This window comes from Streptomyces spinosus, from assembly GCF_020400655.1.
Classification (GTDB): domain Bacteria; phylum Actinomycetota; class Actinomycetes; order Streptomycetales; family Streptomycetaceae; genus Streptomyces; species Streptomyces argyrophylli.
Window position 1 is genome coordinate 22,421 of record NZ_JAINRC010000023.1, and the last position, 17,246, is coordinate 39,666.

14 protein-coding genes are annotated in these 17,246 nt (G+C 71.8%); 8 read left to right on the forward strand and 6 right to left on the reverse strand.

From position 1 onward, the window contains the following. Positions 1–69 precede the first annotated feature (69 nt). Positions 70–2,022, forward strand: a complete 1,953-nt coding sequence (locus LG395_RS34750) for a LamG-like jellyroll fold domain-containing protein (protein ID WP_225812748.1) — start codon at positions 70–72, stop codon at positions 2,020–2,022. 169 nt (positions 2,023–2,191) lie between these two features. Here LG395_RS34750 and LG395_RS34755 read toward each other — a convergent pair whose 3' ends face one another. Further along, entirely contained in the window at positions 2,192–3,457 is a 1,266-nt protein-coding gene (locus tag LG395_RS34755; protein ID WP_225812749.1) for a biotin carboxylase, read from the reverse strand. Positions 3,458–3,473: 16 nt separating this feature from the next. Beyond that, positions 3,474–4,502, reverse strand: a complete 1,029-nt coding sequence (locus LG395_RS34760) for a hypothetical protein (protein WP_225812750.1) — start codon at positions 4,500–4,502, stop codon at positions 3,474–3,476. A gap of 497 nt (positions 4,503–4,999) precedes the next feature. Here LG395_RS34760 and LG395_RS34765 point away from each other — a divergent pair, with 497 nt between their 5' ends. Beyond that, positions 5,000–8,716 (forward strand): S8 family peptidase, encoded by a 3,717-nt coding sequence (locus LG395_RS34765; RefSeq protein WP_225812751.1) that lies wholly within the window; start codon positions 5,000–5,002, stop codon positions 8,714–8,716. 191 nt (positions 8,717–8,907) lie between these two features. Here the strand turns inward: LG395_RS34765 and LG395_RS34770 are convergent, their stop codons facing one another. From LG395_RS34770 to LG395_RS34780, 3 genes are all read right to left on the reverse strand, one after another. Next, positions 8,908–9,423 (reverse strand): VOC family protein, encoded by a 516-nt coding sequence (locus LG395_RS34770; protein WP_225812753.1) that lies wholly within the window; start codon positions 9,421–9,423, stop codon positions 8,908–8,910. Positions 9,424–9,533: 110 nt separating this feature from the next. Then, the gene (locus LG395_RS34775) at positions 9,534–10,565 is read right to left on the reverse strand and encodes an LLM class flavin-dependent oxidoreductase (protein ID WP_225812755.1); all 1,032 of its coding nucleotides are present in this window, start codon (positions 10,563–10,565) and stop codon (positions 9,534–9,536) included. Continuing rightward, entirely contained in the window at positions 10,558–10,818 is a 261-nt protein-coding gene (locus LG395_RS34780) for a hypothetical protein (RefSeq protein WP_225812757.1), read from the reverse strand. The genes LG395_RS34775 and LG395_RS34780 overlap by 8 nt, the downstream gene beginning before the upstream one ends. Positions 10,819–11,000: 182 nt before the next feature. On the opposite strand from LG395_RS34780, the gene LG395_RS34785 reads away from it, so the two are divergent. The 3 genes from LG395_RS34785 (at position 11,001) to LG395_RS34795 (ending at position 13,203) form a co-directional block, all read left to right on the forward strand. Then, complete coding sequence (locus LG395_RS34785) at positions 11,001–11,774, forward strand: hypothetical protein (RefSeq protein WP_225812759.1); 774 nt, start codon at positions 11,001–11,003, stop codon at positions 11,772–11,774. 5 nt (positions 11,775–11,779) lie between these two features. Beyond that, entirely contained in the window at positions 11,780–12,472 is a 693-nt protein-coding gene (locus tag LG395_RS34790; protein WP_225812762.1) for a DedA family protein, read from the forward strand. Between the two features lie 98 nt (positions 12,473–12,570). Then, the gene (locus tag LG395_RS34795) at positions 12,571–13,203 is read left to right on the forward strand and encodes a PEP-utilizing enzyme (protein ID WP_225812763.1); all 633 of its coding nucleotides are present in this window, start codon (positions 12,571–12,573) and stop codon (positions 13,201–13,203) included. Between the two features lie 272 nt (positions 13,204–13,475). Here LG395_RS34795 and LG395_RS34800 read toward each other — a convergent pair whose 3' ends face one another. After that, positions 13,476–14,075: a TetR/AcrR family transcriptional regulator gene (locus tag LG395_RS34800; protein ID WP_225812765.1), complete on the reverse strand. Its 600-nt coding sequence runs from the start codon at positions 14,073–14,075 to the stop codon at positions 13,476–13,478. Positions 14,076–14,247: 172 nt separating this feature from the next. Here LG395_RS34800 and LG395_RS34805 point away from each other — a divergent pair, with 172 nt between their 5' ends. The 3 genes from LG395_RS34805 to LG395_RS34815 all read left to right on the forward strand — a co-directional run bounded on the left by LG395_RS34805 (position 14,248) and on the right by LG395_RS34815 (position 17,023). Further along, positions 14,248–14,877 carry a cysteine hydrolase family protein gene (locus LG395_RS34805; protein ID WP_225812768.1) on the forward strand — a complete coding sequence of 210 codons (630 nt, stop codon included), beginning with the start codon at positions 14,248–14,250 and terminating at the stop codon, positions 14,875–14,877. Further along, a complete protein-coding gene (locus LG395_RS34810; protein WP_225812770.1) occupies positions 14,874–16,451 on the forward strand; it encodes an aldehyde dehydrogenase (NADP(+)) in 1,578 nt (525 codons plus the stop codon). Before LG395_RS34805 ends, LG395_RS34810 begins: the two co-directional genes overlap by 4 nt. A gap of 86 nt (positions 16,452–16,537) precedes the next feature. Further along, positions 16,538–17,023 carry a lipocalin-like domain-containing protein gene (locus LG395_RS34815; RefSeq protein ID WP_225812773.1) on the forward strand — a complete coding sequence of 162 codons (486 nt, stop codon included), beginning with the start codon at positions 16,538–16,540 and terminating at the stop codon, positions 17,021–17,023. The last annotated feature ends 223 nt before the right edge of the window (positions 17,024–17,246 follow it).

Consider the following 17,246-nt stretch of genomic DNA (forward strand, 5'->3'; position numbering starts at 1 on the left):
CCGCCCGGCCCGCGCGGCTTCTGGCTAGCGTCGTGGAGCTTGTTCCATCGACATCCGCCAAGGGACACCATGTGCACTCACGCTGACACCTCCTCACACGAACCGGCCGGGCAGAGCCGACGCGGCTTCCTGCGCAACGCGACACTGGCGGGCGCCGGGGCGGCGGCCGCGGGGATCGGCGCCCCCCTCCTCGGCGAACCGGCCGCGTACGCCGCGGACGCCGCCGGAAGCGGCGGCACCGGTACGTGGAGCCCCGACCCCGACGCCCTCCAGTTCACCCTCGCGGTGATGCCGGACACGCAGTTCCTGTACTGGGGCAGCCAGGACAGCGTCAACAGGACGCCGCAGGAGGAGTCGTTCCGCTACATCATCCGCAACAGCGGGAGCGGAACCGACAACATCGTGTTCATGACGCACCTCGGCGACCTGACGCAGGACGCCGACCCGACGTCGTTCGACCAGGTCGACAAGGCGTTCTCCCTCCTGGACGCGCACGGGGCCGCCTACAGTGTGGTGGCCGGCAACCACGACGTGACCGGCGAGGACGACCGCGGCGACACGCCGTACCTGCGCACCCTTGGACCACAGCGCTTCAGACGCTCGAAGACCTTCGCCGGGGCGGACCCGACCGGCTACAACACCGCGCACGTCTTCCGGGCCGCCGGCCGCTCCTGGCTGGTGCTCGCACTGGACTGGCGGGCCACGGACCAGGCCTTCGCGTGGGCCGAGGACTTCATCAGGTCCCACCCGAAGATGCCGGTGATCCTCACGACGCACGACCTGGTCTACTCGACCTACGATGACAACGTTTTCCCGTACGAGTCCGGCGATCCCGAGGACAATGCCGAACTCTCCGGCTACGGCCAGAAGATCTGGGACAAGCTGATCAAGAACAACGATCAGATCTTCCTGACCCTCAACGGCCACTACTGGCCGTCGGGCCGCACGACCAGGAAGAACGCCGCCGGCAACGACGTGTACCTGCACATCGCCAACTACCAGAACCGCTACTTCGGCGGGGGCGGCATGATCCGGCTGTACCACTTCGACCTGGCCCGCGACACCATCGACGTCGAGACCGTCAACCCGTGGATCCTCGCCCAGGCCCCGGAGTCGCGCAACAAGCTGGCGGCCGAACACGCCCGGATCACCGGCCCGGTCGACGACTTCTCGGTGCCGATCGACTTCGCGAAGCGGTTCTCCGGCTTCCTGCCCGTACCCGGCCGGCCCGCCCGCCCCGCCGCCGCGGAACTGGTGAAGGGCACCCTGGCCTACTGGCGCTTCGACGGACAGGGCGCGCCCGGCACCCCGCTCCCCGCCGGCCACACGATCCGTGACCTGTCCGGCAAGGGCAACGACCTCACGGTGGTGACCGTGCCGGGCACGGCCGCCGACGCGCTGACCTGGTCGCAGGACCACCACCCGGACCAGCCGGGCCACGCCAGCCTGAGCTTCGCGGGCGGGCGCGACCCGCTCCACGGCGCGTATCTGAGCACCGGGGCGAACGCCCCGCTGAACAGGGAGACCTTCCGCGGCGGGTACACGATCGAGACCTTCGTGCGGATGCCGCTGGACTGGGACGCCGGCAGGAACGGTTTCGCGTCGGTACTGAGCCGTCGCGGCTCCGCCGGGGCCGCCGGCAAGCAGGGCAGGAACACGGACCCCGACGAGCCCCTGGTGCAGCTCTCCATCTCGAACAACGGCCGCGAGCCGCAGTTCAACCACTACCCGCTGAACAACACCTACCCGACCACCAACTGGGGGCACGGCCTGGTCGAGCTGAAGTGGTGGCACCTGGCGGTCGTCAACGACGGGCGCTACACGAAGCTGTACGTCGAGGGCGCTGAGGTCGTCGACAACCCGCGCCGGGTGTCGAGCGGCCTCACCACGCTCGGGCTGCCGTGGCTGGTCGGCGGTCACGAGTACGCGGGTGCCGTGGACATCGTCTTCCACGGCAACATCGGTGACATCCGTGTCGTCAACCGCCCCCTGTCAGCGGACGAGTTCCTCACGGCCGGGTGAGCAGTCGAGACGAAGCCGTCCCCGCCTCCTCGCGTACGGAAGCGGGGACGGCTGTCATGGAGGGGGCCTGCGCAGGCCACTCGCCACACCCGGTCGACGGTGCACCGTGGACCGTGGGCCGGCTCGTCCCGGGCCGGCCCACCGGGTGAACTCCTCTCGTGCGGGCCGGTCACGCCCGTTCGTGGGCGGGATCCGGGTTCTCCCGCACCTCGTACATCCCCGTGCCGTCCAGGAAGCGGAGCGTGTTCAGGTCGCGCCGCAGGACGGCCTCCACGGGGTGGCTCAAGGTGAGCGTCGCCGGGTACCCCAGATCCCACGTGGTGGGCACGACACGGTCACCGGGTTCGACCAGCAGCGTCAGGTCCCGGAAGCTCTCCAGGCGCCGGACCTCGTCGAGGGCACGGTAGCGTACCAGCCGTCCCGACACCGGGGAGACGAGCGCCGCCCAGGCGAACGCGGTCCGGCGCCGGTAGTCGTTGCCGGCGCGCGCCCGGAAGCGTTCCGGTCTGAGGTACGCGTCGGCGGACCACTCCAACTGGCCCTCGCCGACGGCTTCCGCCACGTAGTAGGGCAGCCCAGAGGGCCGGGCGCCCGCTTCGACCAGGCGGGGGCCGTCCGGCGTCAGCTTGATCTCCAGATGCGCCGCGCCGTGCCGGATGTCCAGCGCGTCGAGGACCCGGCGGGCGTAGGGCACCAACTCGGGGACCGCGGGATCGTCCGGGCGGAGCAGCACCTGCGCGACGACCAGGTCCCGCACTCCGTTCGCGGTGATGCGGTCGGTGCTCCACACGTCGGTGACCTGATGGAGGCCCGCACAGCTCACGGTGTTGACGATGTATTCGGCGCCGACCAGGTATTCCTGCGCCACGACATGGGTGTTGCGCTCGCCGAGACTGTTCACACGGTGCAGGAGCGCGCCGAGCGCGGCGGCCGAGTCGTCCGGGGTGTCGCAGAAGGTCACACCGTCACCGCCACCGGCGCGCAGCGGCTTGACCACCGCGGTACCGGCGAGTGCCTCGTGCCAGGCGCGCAGTTCGTCCTCGTCGTCGGTGCGTATCTGCCGCATGGCGGGCACGCCTTGTGCCTTCAGGCGTTCGATCTGCAGGTACTTGTCGCGGCGCGCCGCACTGAGCTCGGTGCCGTTGGTGGGCAGGCCGAGTCTTTCTGACAGCGCGTCGGCGAGCTCGACGCCCGACTCGCGTCCGGGCAGGACGGCGAGCGGCCGCAGAGCCGCCAGCCTGTCGGCGAGGCCGTCGAGGTCGCCGTCGTGCACCAGGGTCCGGGTGAACTTCGCCGAGTCCACCGGCGCGACCCCCGGAAGCAGGCCGGGTGTGCTCTGGACGTGTATCACCCCGGTGTCCAGGGCGGCGAACGCGTCGGTGTAGCGGAAGGCCGTCCCGAACGCGTCCACCACGGCCACCTGTGGTCCGGACATCACACCTCCTCGCGTGTCAGGACGAGACGGCATGGAGGGCCTCGATCTCGCGGCGGGCCGCGAGCAGCCGGTACACCGCGTTGGTGAGCACGTTGCGCACGTCGAAACCGGATGTGCCCGGATTCCCCTCGGCCAGGACGGTGCGCTCCCCGGCCTGTGCGGCTATGTCCCCGCGGGTCGTCCCGCCCGTTCCCGCGAACGCCTCCGGGATCATCTTCCTGGTCACGCCGAGATGCACCATGCGGAAGTCCGTGAACTTGTCGAGGACGCCGAGCAGTGCGGTCGCGGACTCCTGGTCCAGCTTGAGGCGGCCGTCGAGGACCGCCTGCGTGACGTTCTCCCCCTGTGCGGACTTCGCCCGCCGTTCGGCGATGAGTTCCCGGGACCACGTGGGGAAATAGGGCATGGACTGGTCGAGGTACACCTCGTACTCCTCGGTGGGCGGGACGAGGACCAGCTCCAGCAACTGCACACTGGGCATGAACGCGCCGCTGGCTCCCCGGGGGCCGCCCTGGTAGCCCATGTGGTAACGGCGGAAGGAGTTGAACTGCTCCCTGGTCAGCCTGCCGTAGCGCGCCATGCCGAGCCGGAACTCGTCGAGTTTCCGCAACGCCTCGTCCATGCTGTGCGCGAGGTCCTCCGGGGGCGGCTCCGACAGTGACGAGCACAGCCGGTCGTACGCCGTTCGTACCGCCGGCTCCGTGAGGTGGTGTCCCAGGTAGAAGTCGCGCTCCAGGCGCCCCAGTTCACCTTCCGAGAACACCCGCATGTGTCCGTGGCGCTGCCACTGTTCACTGTTGACGTCGATCAGGAGTTCGTAACTCATGTGCGGGTCCAGCGAGGGATGCCGCGCGCACTGTGCGGTGACGGCGTCCACCAGCGGCCGTGGGAACGCCTCCGGGCCGGCGGGCAGATAGCCGTTCAGCATGAAGAGCAGGTCCAGTTGCGTCACCTGTGCCGCGGCCAGGTCGTCGACCGGGAAGGCGTCGGCGCCGGCCTCTTCCAGGAGCCCGCACTGTTTGCCGGCGAGGGCCGTGTAGGTCATTTCCTGCCGTGACACGGCCGACAGGTCGGACGGCAGCTCGGAGAGAACGTAGTCACGGATTCTGCGCACGTGTGCGGGAAGTGGCTCGGGTGAGGGCGTTCGTGGGGGATTCTCCGTGCCGGAGAAGAGGTCTTCCGGGTTCATTACTGCCTTCACTCGGTCGCTTTTGGCGACCAGTCGTGCCGGTAAGTCATTGTTGGGTCAAGTACAGGTCACACCTGACGGTCGGTCAAGTCGTTGCAGGTGTCACACATGTCACGTGACCGCCGATGGCGTGCGGCCTTGACGCCGCTTGATGTCGCAGGTCGGCCGTCGCGGCCGGCGGAGGCTGTCGTGTGAGTCTTGACTTGTTGTTCACCAGGACTTTGAATGACGCCGCATTACTTGCCCTGTAAATTAAGAGCGTTTCCTCGTGTTCTGTCCGCTCTTGGCGGACGTGACGGGGAGACGCGCTCGCTGTGCGGCAGCCGAGCCCTGCTGCCCGAAGGGGAGTTTTCTTGCTCAGTTCGTCCGGTCCCAGACCGGGGCCGATCGCGCTCGTCGCGGCCGCCGCCCTGGCTGTCGGGGTGTTGCCGGCCACCGGGGCGGCAGCCGCACCCCGGACCGTCCCCGGCCCCACCGACGTCATACAGCGGCCCGATCACCCGGGTGGCACCCACACCGTCACGCTGATCACCGGTGACAAGGTCACGGTCGCCGCATCCCGCGGCCGGACCACCGTCCGCTCCTTTGAAGGGGCGGAGAAGACCGGCTCCGGCTACCACGCCGTCGTCATGGGCGGCGCGACATATGTGTTTCCCACCGTCGTCCTGCCGTACGTGTCCTCGGGGCTGCTGGACAAGCAGTTGTTCAATGTGACCCGGCTGGTGCGCGACGGTTACGACGACGCGCACACCGACCAACTGCCTCTGATCGTCCGCTACACCAAAGAGGCCACCAAGGCGCGCACCCCGGCGAAACTCGCCGGATCCACCACCGTCCGCGCGCTGGACAGCATCAACGGCGCGGCCGTCGCGGAGAACCACACCCGGGCTCCCGCGTTCTGGTCCGCGCTCACCACCGAAGGCGGCGCGCCGAACCGAACGGCGAAGCCCGCCTTCGCCGGGGGCGTCGCGAAGGTGTGGCTCGACGGCAGGGTCACCGCGGACCTGGCCGACTCGACCGCTCAGATCGGAGCGCCGCAGGTCTGGGCGAAGGGGAACACCGGGGCGGGCGTGAAGGTGGCCGTCCTCGACAGCGGTGCGGACCTCGACCACCCCGACCTGGCCGGGCAGGTGGACGGGACCGCCAGCTTCGTCCCCACCGACCAGGACATGACCGACGTGGTGGGGCACGGTACGCACGTCGCCTCCACCATCGCCGGCACCGGCGCCGCCTCCGACGGCAAGGAACGCGGCGTCGCATCCGGCGCACGCCTGGAGATCGGCAAGGTGCTCAACCCCCGGGGCCAGGGGCAGGAGTCCTGGATCATCGCCGGCATGGAGTGGGCCGCCCGGGACCGGCACGCCAGGATCGTCAGCATGAGCCTCGGCGGATACGGCGACGGCACCGACCCGATGAGCCAGGCGGTGAACGGACTCAGCGCCGAGACCGGCTCGCTGTTCGTGATCGCGGCCGGCAACGCCGGGCCGGGCGCGCACTCGGTCAACAGCCCCGGCGCCGCGGACGCCGCGCTGACCGTCGGGGCGGTGGACGCGTCCGACCACCTCGCCGACTTCTCCAGCCGCGGCCCGCGCTCCGGGGACGACGGACTGAAACCGGAGATCACCGCGCCGGGCGTCGGCATCCTGGCCGCCCGCTCCCAGGACAGCGCGGAGGGCACCGGCCTCTACACGACGATGAGCGGCACCTCGATGGCGACCCCGCACGTCGCCGGGGCCGCCGCGCTGCTGGCCGCCGCCCACCCGGACTGGACCGGCCAGCAGCTGAAGCAGGCGCTGGTCAGCAGCGCCCGGCCCACCCCGTCCTACACGCCGTACGAGGCCGGGGCGGGACGCGTCGACGCCGGTGCCGCCACGCGCGCGGACGTCTTCGCGACCGCCAGCGCCTACGCCGGCCGCCACACCTGGCCGACCGCACCGGACGAGACCGACGTACGGATAGTGACGTACAGCAACGTCGGCGACACCCCGGTCGACCTCGGTCTCGCGGTCGACGCCGGTGCCGCCACGGACGCGTTCTCGCTGTCCGAGCGGCGCGTAACCGTACCCGCGCACGGCACCCGGTCGGTGCGGCTCACCACGGCGGTCGGCCGCCTGCCCGCCGACCGGCCGGTCAGCGGCACGGTCCTCGCGACCGACGACACCGGAGCCGTCCGGGGCCGGACGCTGATCGGTGCCTCCCGCGAGGGGGAACGCCACGACCTGACCCTCGTCGCCAAGGACCGCTCCGGCCGGCCGCTCGCCGGGGAGTCGATCCTGGTCGCGTCCGAAAACCTGTGGACGTCGGCGACGTTCGACGACTCCGGCCGCGCCACCCTGCGGGTGCCTCCGGGTGTCTACAGCGGATGGATGCTGTCCACCGTCACGGGGGCCAACGGCCCCCACGCGCAGGGTCTGGCGCTGCTCGGCTTCCAGGGCGTCGAGGTGGAACAGGACCGCACCGTCACCCTCGACGGACGCCGGCTCCGGCGGGTCGGCGCGGAGGTCCCCCAGGACGCCACGGCACTCCTGTCGCGGCTGGACGTGTCCCAGACGTTCGGCGACAGCTCCGTGACGACCGTGCAGATGCCCGATGACACGTATGACAGCATCTGGGCACTGCCGACCCCCCGGCAGCACGAGGAGGGCTTCACCTTCGGGGCGCGGTTCCGGCTGGAGGAGCCCGCCCTGACCATCGCCACCAAGACCCACACCTACCGCGACATCCTGGTCAGGCGGGGAGCCACACCGCTGCCGGCCGGCACCCACCGGCTGACGGCGGTCTACGGTGGCACGGGTACGGCCGACGAACTGGCCGAGGCCGGTGTGCGCGGCAAGGCCGCGGTGGTGCGCCGCAGCGACACCCTCACACCGGAGCAGCAGGCGGAGGCCGCCGCCGCGGCGGGCGCCCGGCTGATCGTCGTCGTCAACGACGGCACCGGCCGTCTGCTGCCCTCCCCGGACGGGAAGCTGGAAGGCGACCCGGCGCCGCTGTCGACGGCCACGCTCGACACCGACCAGGGCGCGGGCCTTCTCGACGCCTTGCGGCGGGGCAGTGTCCGCCTGACGGTGACCTCGAACCCCACCACCGACTACGTCTACGACGTGGTGCACCACTGGACCGGGGGCGTCCCCGCGGACCCCACGTGGCGGGAGCGCCGGGGCGACCTGGCGCGCGTCGACGTCTCCTTCCGCAACTACCGGCCGGGCAAGGCGTACGAGTTCCGCTCGGACGAGCAGGGCTTCTCGGGCGTCTGGGCGCCCCTGCCCGCTCCCGCCCAGGGCGAACGGACCGACTGGCTCACCGCGGACATCCCGTGGCAGGACTACGCGGGCATCCTCGGTGAGACGTCCCAGGCGTCACAGGAGTTCACCACCTATCGCCGCGGGACCACCAGCCCGGTCACCTGGTTCGGACCGATCCAGCGGCCCCGGATGGGTCCGCTCGGCTACCAGCCGGTGCGCTACGGCGACGCGATGTGGCTGCCGGTGCCGGGCTGGGGCGACTCGGGTGCCGGACACATCGGCGACGCCCACGCCAACTTCGACGTCAAGAACCGCGTCACCCTGTACCAGGGTGACCAGGAGGTCGACTGGGGCAACGACGAGAAACTGCTGCTGTCCGGCCTGGCCCCGCAGCGGCTGCCGTACCGGCTGGTGGTAGACAACGACCGCGGCGCCTGGGCCAACCCCTACTCCCGGCACACCCTGACCGAGTGGAGGTTCACCTCGGAGGCCACCGAGGGGGAGGTGCCGCTGCCGGTGATCCAGGTGGACTACGGCGTGGACACCGACCCGGCCGGCCGCGCCGGCCGGCACGCCGCGCTGACGGTGACCGCCTCGCAGCTCCCCGGCGTGCACAGCGCGGTGGGCAAGCCGACCGTCGACCTGTCGTACGACGACGGCAAGACCTGGCACCGCGCCGAACTGAGCCGTGACGGCCGGGGCGACGCCTGGCGCACCGCGTTGCGCGCCCCGAAGGACGCGCGCTTCGTCAGCCTCCGGGTCGGCGCGACGGACCACGACGGAGACAGTGTGACGCAGACGCTCACCCGGGCCTTCGGCCTGCGCTGACGCGAGCACGAGGGGCGGGACCGCGACCGGCGGTCCCGCCCTTCGTCGTGCGTGCCCCGTCCGGGCCGCCCGCGCACGCCGGTGAGGAGCGGGCACGGCGGTGGCGAGCGGGCACGCCGGTGACGAGCGGGCCGAGCGCGGATCAACGGCCGCGCGCCGGTCACGGCGGACCGAGACCGGCGCGCGTGGTGTCACAGGAGGTACTCGCCGAGCGAGTGACCCAACGCCTCCGTGGTCAGCTCGATCCGCAGCCCGTTGGGGTCGGCCACGAACAGGCTGAGAGTGGGGCCCATCGGGAAGGCCGCGTACGGGATCTCGCGCTCGTCGAGGCGGCCCTTCACCTCGTCGTACACCTCCCGTGTGACCGACAGCGCGATGTGGTGGCCACCGCCGATCGTCTCCGCGTAGTCCGGGTGCGGGTGGCCGGGGAAGTCGAAGAAGGCGAGCATGTTCTCGCCGCCGACGTCGAAGAAGAAGTGGGTCGACCCGGGATAGTCCCGGTTCTCTATCAGATCCACCAGCGGGAAGCCCAGGACGTCCTGGTGGAAGCGGATCGTCTCCTCGACGTCCCGGGCGATGTACGCGGCGTGCTGGATGCCCCGTGCGGTGGTCCGCGGCCGCTGCGCCGCCGGTACGAGGTACCGGTTCCTCAGTTCCTCCTGTCGCTTCAAAAGCGCCTGCAGTTCCTCGCCCTGCGGCTGTGCCATGATCGGGTCCTTTCTCGTTGGAGCGTGGGGGGCATGGGGGTGACGGACCGCGGTCGCCGCGTATGACGGCGCGGTTCGAGCCGGCTTCTTCCGGCCGGCGCCGGACCGGTTCAGCCGGCGAGCATGTCGCGGACCATGGGGATGACCTTCGATCCGTAGAGCTCCACCGCGCGCAGGCGGGCGCTGATCGGCTGTGCGCCCGCTGTGTACAGCAGGTCGAACCTGGCGACGTCGAGCCCGCGCATGGCGCCGGCGATCTTGCGTGCGACCGTCTCGGGCGAGCCGATGTACAGGGAACCGTGCTCGATCTCGGCGTCGAACTCCCGCCGGCGCACCGGGGGCCAGCCCCGCAGCGCGCCGATCCGGTCCCGGATCTCCCGGTAGTGCGGCCAGAAGACCTCCCTGGCCTCCTCGTCGGTGTCGGCGACGAAGCCGGGGGAGTGCAGGCCCACCGGGTGGGCGGTGGTGCCGAACTGCTCCGCCGCGCGCCGGTAGAGGTCGACGTAGGGCGCGAAGCGCTCGGCCGATCCACTGATCACGGCGAGCATCAGGGGGAGCCCGTAGTGGGCCGTCCGGACGACCGACTGCGGGGAGCCGCCGACGCCGACCCACGTGGTCAGGCGCCCGGACTCGGTGGTGGGGAAGACCTCCGCGTTCTCCAGGGGGGCCCGTACGGTGCCCTTCCAGGTGACGGGCTTCTCCTCCAGCAGCCGCACGAAGAGGTCGAGCTTCTCCTCGAACAGCGTGTCGTACTCACTCAGGTCGAATCCGAACAGGGGGAACGACTCCGTGGAGGAGCCGCGGCCGAGGATGACCTCGGCCCGGCCGCCGGACAGCGCGTCGACCGTCGCGAAGCGCTGGTACACCCGTACGGGATCGTCCGAGCTCAGCACGGTCACTCCGGACGAGAGACGGATGCGGCGGGTGCGGGTGGCGATGCCGGCCAGCACGGTCTCCGGCGTCGAGACCGCGTACTCGGGGCGGTGGTGTTCGCCGAGCGCGAGGACGTCCACGCCGAGGTCGTCCGCGAGCACCGCCTCCTCGACCAGTTGCCGGATCGCCCGGGCGTGGGAGACGAGGACGCCGGAGTCGTCCTCGGGTACCTCGCCGAACGTGTCCAGGCCGAAGACGGGATCAGACATGGGTGGACTCCTTGCTGGACGGTTCCCTGACGCGCGGGGCGACTTCGCGGCCCAGCGGCTCGATCGTGCGGGCGCGGGCCGCCAGGGGGAGGTGCATGATGTCCTGCTTGAGGCCGAAGCGGCTCAGACGCAGTTCCCGGGCCACGTCGGCGATCTCGCGAGCGACGGTCTGAGGGGATCCGGCGAACGGCGCGCCGCAGTCGAGCTCCCTCTCGCGACGTTCCCGCGTGGGATCCAAGGCCGGGGCCGTCATGGTGTCCTCCTCGGGCAGCCTCGCCGCCGACCACTCTCCACCACATCTGTTTGACTAGTCAAGTATTCGGGGGGTCGGTTGCGTGTCGACTCCGGTGATCGCCGAAGCGTGTGTATCGGAACTACTTGCTTGACGAATCAATCAATGAAATGGTTGTCGCGTCAAGTTAGTGAGGTGACCAAGTGGCAACCCACACCACTCAACCGCACGGCTCCACCGATCCGGCGTCCGAGCGCCGACAGGCAGCCCGTCCCCGTCACGCCCGGCAGGGGCAGGAGACCGTCACCCGCAGGACCCTGCGGCACCTGGCGACCGGGGCGGCGGCGTTCGCACTGCTCCACGCGGCCCTCCTCGGTGTCTCCTCCGCGGCCGGCTCCCCGCTCGTACCCGACCGGCTGGACACGGCGCAGGCCATGGCCGTCGTCCGCCTCCTCGCTCCCTGGCCGTTGACGGCCCTGGTGCTGCTGTGGCTGGCACACCAGCGGCCGACGGCCTACGCCCGCACCGCCCTCGCACTGCTGGCGACCGGCGCGGCCGGGCTCGCCTACACCAGCCGGATGCCTCTGGACCACCTCCCGGCGCGTGAGGGCAGCCTCCTCGGCGACTACCTGGCGATGCCCGGTGCGCTGACGGGGTGGTGCCTGCTGACCGCACTCGGGGTCGTCAGCGCCGTCTCGTCGTCCCGGGCGCGCGTCGCCGTCATGACGACCGCGCTGGGCGCCGTCGCGACGTCCGTCCTGACCACCGAACACGCCGGGCCCGCCGTCACATTCGCCGCAGGGGTGCCGCTGCTGAGCTGGTTCCTCGCGGGACGCCTCGCGCGCCTGGGCGCACGGGCCCGCGGCCCCGCGGACGCCTGGGAGCCGGAAGGCCGGGCCGAGCCGGTGCGCAGGCGCGCCGGAACCCGCGAGCGCCTGGCGGGCGCGTCCTCCGCGGCCCTGCGGCAGGCGGGCTGACGGCCATGCACGTCGACCGTGTGATCGAGGCGGCCGGATGGTGGTCGTACGCCGCGGTGTTCGTCCTCACGGCCGGCGAGACCAGCGCGTTCATCGGCCTTCTGGTGCCCGGCGAGACGGCCGTCCTGCTGGCGTCGGCCGTCGCCGGCCGGGGCGAGCTGAACGCCCCCCTCCTGGCGGCCGTCGTGGTCGCGGGCGCCGTCACCGGCGACAACCTCGGCTATGCCCTGGGCCGCAGGTGTGCACGGCGGCCCGGCCGACGGTCCCTCAAAGCCCTCGTCGGCCACCGTGACGGACGGGCCCGGGCCTTCCTCGCCCGCCACGGCGGAGCCGCCGTCTTCACGGGCAAGTTCATCGGGTTCGCGAGGACCTTCCTGCCCTACGCCGCCGGCTCGTCGGGCATGCCCTACCGGCGCTTCCTTCTCCACAGCACCACGGCGTCGCTGGTCTGGGGCACCGGTACGGTGCTGCTGGGCTTCTATGCCGGTGCCGCCGCGACCGGACTGCTGCGCACGGCCGGCACGGTCGCCGTCGCCGCGGTGGCGGCGGTGACGGTTCCGGCATTCGTCGTCAAGGTCTTCGCACGGCGCCGGGGCCACCGGTCGGCCACCAGGTCCAGGATCGTGGCGTGCGGCGGGCCACGGCGCCCGCCGGCGCGGGGCGCGGCACGTGAGTTCACCCGTTCACGGGAGAAATGAGTCGTGCCACGCGGGGCTGGAGACCGGGGCGCCACGGTCGCGCACTGTGCGCGTGCCGCAGTGGCCGGGCTTCCGGTACCCCCGGATTCCTGCTCCCCGTGCCCGGTGAGGCCGTTGCGGCGTCCGCGCGGGACCTGTCCGCCGACGGCATGGCGGTGCTCGTGCGGCCCATGCTCGCGTCGCTCCTCGGCGGGGTGATGTACGGCGCGGATCCGATCGAGGGCCGTCCCGACCGCGTCCTGGTGAGCGTGGTGCGGGGCGGTCCCGACCGGCTCGTGGACGGCGGCACGCCAGGGGAACGCCATCAGTTCACGCGGCGCGCCCGGCCGTTGGGGCGGCCGGGCCCGACGTCACGGCGGTCGTCTGCCGACGAGGGGCCAGGCCCGCCGGGCGGCGGGTTCGGTATCGGCGCCGCCTGGCACGGACAGGGAGCGCGTCCCCATCACGCGGCTCTCGTCGCGGACTCCCGGGACCCGCCCCCCGGGTCCCGGCCGCCAGGCCTCGCCGGGCTGGTGACGGATACGGGCAGCGTCCTGTCACACCCCGCCGTCCTGGCCCGCGAGTACGGCGTTGCCACCGCGGTCGGCGTCACGGGTGCGACCACCCGCTTCTCCTCGGGCACACCCCTGGCTGTCGACGGAGGCACCGGGGCGGTCACCGTCCGCGAGCTGACCAGGCTCGCCCGCGCCGGCGGCCGGACGACAGGGGCCGGCGACGTGGAGGCTCCGTGAGCCTCGCGTCAGGAGAGCCGGCCCACAACCGTCCGGGGCCCGCGCGGAGGACCTGCGCCTCCGGCTGGAGCACACCAGGAACCCGGTCCGCCATCGCAGCGGCCGGTACCGGGCGGTCGCGGCCCGCCCCCGTCGCGGACGGGTGGCCCGCCGAGCGCCGGGTGTCGTCGCGCGCCCCGACAGGTGCGCCCCCGGCCCGGAACCGGGTGGCGCCGTGCGGTCGTACGCCCCGGCGCCACCGCCCCGCGACCGCCTCCGGCCAGGGACACGTATCAGGTGGCCGGAGCCGTGTTCTGTGACGCGTGCCGCGACAGCCGGGCGGTGACCGTCTCCAGCAGTTCGTCGGAGAACTCCTGGTCGTCCACGGCCCGTGCCATGAGCACGGCACCGACGAGGGCGCTCAGGGTGACCATCGCCTCCGCCCGGGCGTCCTCCCCGTCCTCGGCGTCGTCGTCCAGGCCGGCGATCAGGTCCAGGTAGGTGCGGACCTGCTTCTCGTACGCCTCCTTGACGTCCTGGCCGCCGCGCGCGGTGGCGGCCCCGAGGGTGACCAGGGCACAGCCGGTGGCCGGTGCGTCCCGGTGCTGCTTGGCGAGGTAGGCGTCGATCAGTCCGGCTCGCGGATCCTGCTCGTTCTTCCGCGCGGACCGCTCCATCTTCGCGGTGCCCTCCGCCAGGGCGAAGGCGGCGGCCTGGGTGATCAGGTCGTCGCGCGACCGGAAGTGCTTGTAGAAACCGCCGTGCGTCAGCCCGGCCTCGTTCATGAGCTCCGCGATCCCGGGGCGGGTGACGCCTTCGGCGCGGATCTTGCGTGAGGTGATCCGCAGCACCCGTTCACGGGTCGCCGCCTTCTCCGCCTGCGAGTGGCCCATCCGACCCTGCCTTTCATGGAGCGACGCGGTGGGACACCGCGCAACTGGATGACGTACATCATACACCTGCGCCTGTCAAAGCTGCCTGTCCGGCCTCTCCGTTTGACTTTCTGGATGACGTACGTAATCTCGATTCAGGATGTTACTCATCATCCAGATCGGAGCTGAACCGATGACCCCGACCTACGACCCCCGTCGCACGGCCGTCCTGCTGGTCGACCCCTTCAACGACTTCCTCTCCGAGGGCGGCAAGATCTGGCCGCGCCTGGAGCCCATGGCGCGGGAGGTGGGGCTGCTGGACCACCTGCGCTCCGTGGTCGCCTCCGCCCGCGAGAACGGCGTCCGCGTCGTGTTCGTCCCGCACCGCCGCTGGGAGCCGGGCGACTACGAGACGTGGGACCACCCCAACCCCACCCAGCTCGGCATCATGGAGCGCCACAGCTTCGCCCGCGGGACCTGGGGCGGCGAGTTCCACCCCGACTTCCAGCCGCAGCCGGGCGAGCCCGTGGTCCAGGAGCACTGGGCGCAGAGCGGGTTCGCCAACACGGACCTCGACTTCCAGCTCAAGCAGCACGGCATCACCCACGTGGTGCTCGTCGGCCTGCTGGCGAACACATGCATCGAGTCGACCGGCCGCTTCGCCATGGAACTCGGCTACCACGTGACGCTGGTGCGCGACGCCACCGCGGCGTTCCTGCCCGAGATGTTGCACGCCGCGCACGAGCTGAACGGCCCCACCTACGCCCACGCCATCACCACCACCGACGAACTCACCACCGCGTTCAAGGGAGCACACGCATGACCCTCACCGGAGACCTGCTGATCGGAGCCTCCCAGGTCCCCGCGACCGCGGGCACCATGAAGGCGCTCAACCCCGCCACCGGCGAACTCCTCGAGCCCGAGTTCGCCTTCGGCGGCGCGGCCGAGGTCGACCGCGCGGTCCGCCTGGCCGACGAGGCGTTCGACAGCTACAGCCACACCGGCCTGGCCGAGCGCGCCGCCTTCCTCGAACTCGTCGCGGACAAGCTGGAGGCGGTCAAGGACCAGCTCGCCGCTCGTCTCGAGCTGGAGACCGGTCTGCCGGCCGCCCAGTTCGAGGGCGAGGCCGTACGGACCGCCGGCGTGTTCCGCAAGTTCGCCGTCGTCGTCCGCAAGGGCCGCTTCCTCCAGGCGACCATCGACCCCGCGCAGCCGGACCGGCAGCCCGCACCGCGCCTCGACCACCGGTTGCAGAAGGTCGCCCTCGGCCCGGTCGTCGTCTTCGGCGCCAGCAACTTCCCGATCTCCTACTCGGTGGCGGGCGGCGACGTCGCCTCGGCACTGGCGGCCGGCTGCCCCGTCATCGTCAAGGCCCACAACGCGCACCCCGGCGCCTCCGAGATCGAGGGCCGGGTCATCCAGGAGGCCGTCGCCGAGGCAGGACTGCACGAGGGCGTCTTCTCCCTCGTCCGCGGCGCGGGCAACGAGATCGGCGAGGCGCTGGTGGACCACCCCCTGGTCCGCGCGGTCACCTTCACCGGCTCCGAGACCGGCGGCATGGCCCTCTACCGCCGGGCCCAGCAGCGCCCCGACCCCATCCCGGTGTTCACCGAGATGACCAGCGTCAACCCGACCTTCGTCCTGCCCGCCGCCCTGGCGGCACGCGGAGCGGAGATCGGCGGCGGACTGGTCCAGCGCGGCATGTACAACGTCGGACAGGCCTGCCTGAAGCCCGCCGTCCTCCTCGCCGTCGACGGACCCGGCTTCCCGGAACTGCGGGACGCCGCGATCGCCGAGGTGGAGAAGGTGGCCGCGCGGACCATGCTCACGCCCGGCATCCACGACGCCTACACCCGCAACGCCCGGCGCCTGGCGGACGAGGGCGCCACCCGGATCGCCGCGGGACCGGCCCCGGACGGCGTGTGGGACGGCCAGTCCCAGCTGTACGAGGTCAGCGGGGAGCGGTTCCTGGCCGAGCCGGCCCTGCGCGAGGAGGTCTTCGGCCCCGCCCTGCTGCTGGTACGGCTGAGCGGCCCGGAGCAACTGCCGGAGGCGGCCCGCGCGTTCCGCGGACAGCTCTCGGCCACCCTGCACGCCGACGCCGCCGACCGCGCCGAGGCCGAGCGGCTCCTGCCGGTCCTGGAGCGCCGTACGGGACGCATCGTGTTCAACGCCTTCTCGATCCCGCAGGAAGTCACGTACGCCACCACCCACGGAGGCCCGTTCCCGGCCACCTCCGACAGCCGCTTCACCTCCGTCGGCATGGGCGCGATCGAGCGGTTCATACGGCCGGTCACCTACCAGAACTTCCCCGACGAGCTTCTGCCGCAGCCGCTGCGCGAGGCGAACCCGCTGCACCTGTGGCGGGTCGTCGACGGCGAACTCACCCGGGACTGAACCGCCCCACGGCCCCGTCCGCCACCGGACGGGGCCCGTTCCGCCGAAGACAGGGGATCGCCCCCACCAAGGAAAGGAGCCCTTCTGTGACAGTCACCGACCGCGCCGCCTCGGACGACGAGCGCGAGGCCCGCGAGGAGGTGCGCCGGAGACTGCTCGGCGCATGGCAGCTCGTGTCGTACACCGCCGAAAGCTCCGACGGAGAGGTCGTCCACCCCCTCGGCCCCGCCCCGTACGGCCTGATCGTCTACACCCCGGAGGGCTACATGTCCGCCCAGCTGGGGCGCGGCGACCGCCCGCCCCTGAGATCGGCGCGTCTCGAGGACGCGGAGACCGGCGAACTGGCGAGGGCGGCGGCCGGCTACGTCTCCTACGGCGGGCCGTTCGAGGTCGTGGACCCCACCACCGTGGAGCACCACGTCACCACCAGCCTGTTCCCCAACTGGATCGGGCGCTCCCAGGTGCGGAAGGTGCGTTTCGTGGGCTCGTTCCTCCAGCTCGCCGTCGCCACCCCCACCCGGCTCTGGGGTGCGGAGCGCACGGCCGAACTCACCTGGCACAGGCTGACCTGACCACGAGCGCCGCGGCGGGCTCCTGCGGGTGAACCCTCGGCGCGGGTCGCCTCGTCGTCCCCTGTGAGGGCTGCCGCCGTCCACGCGGGCGGCGGCAGCGGGACGGCCGCCTCGGCGTGACACGCCGCGACGACGGGCGGCCCGTTCCCCGTGCGGCGGTCCGGTCCACCGGCCCGGCCTCCCGTACGGCCTCGGCGGCCCTCTCCTCACGTCTGCCCGACCG